Source organism: Desulfobaccales bacterium (assembly GCA_041648175.1).
GTDB lineage: Bacteria > Desulfobacterota > Desulfobaccia > Desulfobaccales > 0-14-0-80-60-11 > 0-14-0-80-60-11.
Genome location: JBAZPO010000055.1, coordinates 1 through 4,073, shown reverse-complemented (window position 1 = coordinate 4,073; position 4,073 = coordinate 1). Strand labels below are relative to the sequence as shown.

At 51.3% G+C, this 4,073-nt stretch carries 4 protein-coding genes; all 4 read left to right on the top strand.

What is annotated here, in order from left to right; genetic code table 11:
• Positions 1 to 1,098, top strand: a 1,098-nt coding sequence (locus WC600_18785; protein ID MFA4904776.1) for an ATPase domain-containing protein, incomplete at its 5' end; no start/stop codon positions are given.
• 1 nt (position 1,099) lies between these two features.
• Positions 1,100 to 1,432 (top strand): circadian clock KaiB family protein, encoded by a 333-nt coding sequence (locus WC600_18780; GenBank protein ID MFA4904775.1) that lies wholly within the window; start codon positions 1,100 to 1,102, stop codon positions 1,430 to 1,432.
• A 25-nt stretch (positions 1,433 to 1,457) separates the two neighbouring features.
• Complete coding sequence (locus tag WC600_18775; protein ID MFA4904774.1) at positions 1,458 to 1,817, top strand: circadian clock KaiB family protein; 360 nt, start codon at positions 1,458 to 1,460, stop codon at positions 1,815 to 1,817.
• Positions 1,814 to 3,817 (top strand): sigma 54-interacting transcriptional regulator, encoded by a 2,004-nt coding sequence (locus WC600_18770; GenBank protein MFA4904773.1) that lies wholly within the window; start codon positions 1,814 to 1,816, stop codon positions 3,815 to 3,817. Before WC600_18775 ends, WC600_18770 begins: the two co-directional genes overlap by 4 nt.
• Positions 3,818 to 4,073 lie beyond the last annotated feature (256 nt).

The window sequence follows — 4,073 nt, the reverse complement described above, 5'->3', positions numbered from 1 at the left end:
TACCGCGGCTCATCTCACGGCTCTGACGAGTATCCCTTCCTGATAGACGAGAGAGGCTTCTCTATCCTGCCAATCACTTCCCTGGGGCTCGACTACCCCGTTTCCACGGAGCGCATCTCCACGGGCGTCCCCAAGTTGGATACAATGCTTGATGGGAAGGGGTTCTATCGGGGCAGCACCATCCTCGTCTCCGGTATAGCGGGCACAGGCAGAACAAGTTTGGCGGCTGCCTTTGCCGACGCCGCCTGCCTGCGAGGTGAGCGCTGCCTGTATTTTGCCTTCGAGGAATCGCCCAGCCAGATCATCCGGAACATGGGCTCCATCGGCATAGATCTCGCCCGATGGGTGAAGAAGGGGCTTCTCAAGTTTCATTCAGCCCGGCCTTCGCTTTACGGCCTTGAGATGCATCTTGTCACCGTCCACAGGGGGATCGAGGAGTTCAAGCCCCAGGTTTTTATTGTAGACCCGATCAGCAACCTGAGCGCCGCGGGAACAGCATCAGAGGTCAAATCCATATTAACGCGCCTGATCGACTATTTGAAGATGAAAAAGATCTCCACTTTCCTTACGGACCTCACCCATTTTGGAGTCAGCCTTGAACGCACGAGCGAAGAGATATCTTCTCTGATCGATACGTGGCTTCTCCTCCGGGATATCGAACTCAATGGGGAACGCAACCGGGGCCTGTACATTTTGAAGTCCCGCGGCATGGCCCACTCCAACCAGATTCATGAGTTCCTGCTCACGAACCAGGGCATTGCCCTTATCGACATCTATACCGGTGCTGGCGAGGTATTAACCGGCAGTGCCCGGGCAGTCCAGCAAGCCGGGGAAAAGGCTTCTGAGCTGGAACGCCGGCTTGAGGCGGATGGCAGGCTCCGCGTGCAGGAGCGCAAGAGGGAGGCCCTGGAAGCAAAGATCACAGCGCTGCGCGCCGAGTTCGATGTGGAAACTGAAGAGGTGCATTTGATAGCGGAAGAAGAGCAAAAAAGACAAGCTGTCCTGGCAGAAGACCGTTTAGAAATGGCGCATCTTCGCAAGGGAGAACCTTCAGTAGTCCGGCGAAGCGCTCGAAAAAGAAGAGGGAAAGGAGAGTAAGATGAAAGCTGTCTCACCCGGAAAGAGGAAGAAAGCAAAGACCGATTCGACAGAAGAAAGCTGGAATCTCCGGTTATATGTAACCGATCAGACCCCGAAATCGATTACGGCCTTTGCTAATTTAAAGAAGATCTGCGAAGAGCACCTCGCGGGGAAATACCGCATTGAAGTGATAGACCTTTTAAAGAATCCCCAGCTTGCCAAAAGGGACCAGATTATTGCCATACCGACACTGGTAAGGGAGCTTCCTGAACCGCTTAAAAAGATTATCGGAGATCTGGCTAACACAGAGCGCGTGCTGGTGGGGCTCGACATTCGTTCTGTCTCCGGATGATAAAATCAATTTTGGTGTAACAGCGATGGAGATGAAAAGAGGGAAAACGAGCACTGAGGAATTAGAAAAAGCGGCAGCGAAGCGAGACCGGGCAAAGCACGTTCTTCAGCTGTATGTTACAGGGATGACCCCAAAGTCAACCCAGGCAATCGCCAATGTCCAGAAACTCTGTGAAAAACACCTGGCAGGCCGCTACGAACTCAAGGTGATAGACATCTACCAACAGCCCAAGCTGGCCAAGGAAGAGCAGATTATTGCCACCCCAACGCTCATCAAGAAACTCCCCCTGCCACTCCGGAGGCTCATCGGCGACATGTCGGATACGGAAAGGTTTCTTGAAGGCATCGGTCTGAAACCCAAAGAATTCATGAGTGCGAATCAATGAACAAATCGGATAGAACACGCCGGCAACTTTTGGATGAGTTGCAGGAACTCACGTCGCGGATGATGGAAGTTGAGGAAACTCTGCGCGCTATCCGAGGCGGTGAGGTGGATGGTCTGGTTGTCTCAACGGTGGAAGGAGATCGGGTCTTTACACTATCGGGCGCCGATCATCCTTACAGGGTCATGGTCGAAACCATGAACGAAGGGGCCGTCACCCTGGCCTCCGACGGCACGATCCTTTTCTGTAACCAACGTTTTGCAGATATCGTCCAAGGGTCTCTGGAAAAAGTACTGGGATCTTCAATCTACCAATACATTTCATCAACAGACCTTCAAGTATTTAAGGCATTGGTTGAGCGGGGTTTAAAGGGTAACAGTAAGGTAGAATTGGCCTTACAGACCGGAGGTGAAAATTATGCACCTGTCTTACTTTCCGCAAGTCCCCTTCAGCCCACGGATATGCCCGGTGCCGTGTGCATGGTGGTGACCGACCTGACGGACCAAAAGCGCAATGAAGAGATGCTGGCAGAGGAAAAACTGACAACTCAAATCCTCCATCAAGCTGCGGAAATATTTGTTCTCTGCGACCACCGAGGCCGTATCATCCGTGCAAGTCAGTCGACCAATAGGCTCTTCGGTAGAAGCCCAATCTTCCAGGCGTTTGACGAGGCATTTGACCTCCTCTATCCCGACGGGACTCCCCTTGTCCTTCTATCTGCAATGAGTGACAAGGTCCTCCACGCGGTTGAGGTCACTTTCAAGCATGGGGATAACAAGTTTTTTTCCTTTCTATTGAGCGCAAACTCACTTATCACTCATAAAGGTTTCATCGGCATTGTTGTCGTAATGGTAGACGTCACCGAGCGCAAGAAGATGGAGGATGCGCTGCAAAAAGCCCATGACGAGCTCGAACAGCAGGTAGAGGAGCGCACGGTCGAACTTGTCGTCGCAAAAGAAGAGGCGGAAAAAGGAAAACAAAAAGCTGAAACCGCCCTTTCCGAAATAAATAAGTTAAAAGATCAATTGGAAGAGGAAAGAGCATATCTGCAAGAAGAGATTAAACTGGAATACAACCATGACAAAATTATCGGTCAAAGTGACGGGCTCAAATACGTGCTTTATAAAGTTGAACAAATTGCCGGCAGCGATACCACCGTATTGGTTCTTGGTGAGACAGGAACCGGCAAAGAGTTGATCGCCCGGGCCATTCACGGCTTGAGCTTGCGCAAAAATCGGGCTCTGGTAAAAGTAAATTGCGCCGCACTGCCCTCAAACCTGATCGAAAGCGAATTGTTCGGTCATGAGAAAGGTGCGTTCACCGGTTCTCATTCCAGACGTCTTGGGCGATTTGAGGTCGCAAACGGCGCTACCCTTTTTCTGGATGAAATCGGCGAATTGCCGCTGGAATTACAATCAAAGCTGCTCAGAGTGCTCCAGGATGGCGAGTTTGAACGGTTGGGCAGCTCCGTCACCGTCAAAGTCGATGTACGGATTATTGCCGCCACAAATCGTAATCTGGAAGAGGAAGTCCGCAATGGCCATTTCCGTGAAGATCTCTGGTACCGGTTAAATATTTTTCCGATTACCATGCCGTCGCTCCGGGATCGCATGGACGACATACCGCTTCTTGTGGATTTTTACGTCAAAAAGATTTCCAAGCGGATGGGCAGGACCATTGAAATCATTTCGGCGAGCGCAATGAATGCTTTACAAAATTATCACTGGCCTGGAAATGTCAGGGAGCTGGAAAACGTCCTTGAACGTGCGGTGATCAACTCGTCGGGTCCCAAGCTGCGCCTGGTTGATGAACTCAAGACGCCGTTCAAGAATTTATGTACAAGCCAAAAAACTTTGGAATCGGTTGAGCGCGACTATATTGTCCAGACACTTGAACAGACCCATTGGAAAGTCGGCGGAAAAAACAGTGCGGCTGAAATCCTTGGGCTTGACCGCAGCACCTTGCGCGCTCGTATGCGTAAACTTGACATCCAAAAACCCTAAATTCTCACCCCATCAAACATCTCCGAACGTTCAAGTTTTTTCCCGTCGGCGCCGCACTGAACCGAAACAGCGAGCGCATTCCCCGCCGAAGGTCCCGCCAGCGGCACGTCCGCCAATCTTTATGGCGGATATGGCGGGCGGACTTGCGACGGGGTTAGCGAGCGAATTAAAAATAGACGCTATTCCCTACGGTCGAAGATTTCCCGTAGCTTGCTGCGGGGAGCTTCAATTGTAATCAGATGATTTTCTCAAAAGC

What these genes read in the sequence shown, in the direction of transcription:
- WC600_18780 (MFA4904775.1), top strand. Translation starts at nt 1,100, where the DNA reads ATGAAAGCTGTCTCACCCGGAAAGAGGAAGAAAGCAAAGACCGATTCG.
- WC600_18770 (MFA4904773.1), top strand. Translation starts at nt 1,814, where the DNA reads ATGAACAAATCGGATAGAACACGCCGGCAACTTTTGGATGAGTTGCAG.
- WC600_18775 (MFA4904774.1), top strand. Translation starts at nt 1,458, where the DNA reads ATGGAGATGAAAAGAGGGAAAACGAGCACTGAGGAATTAGAAAAAGCG.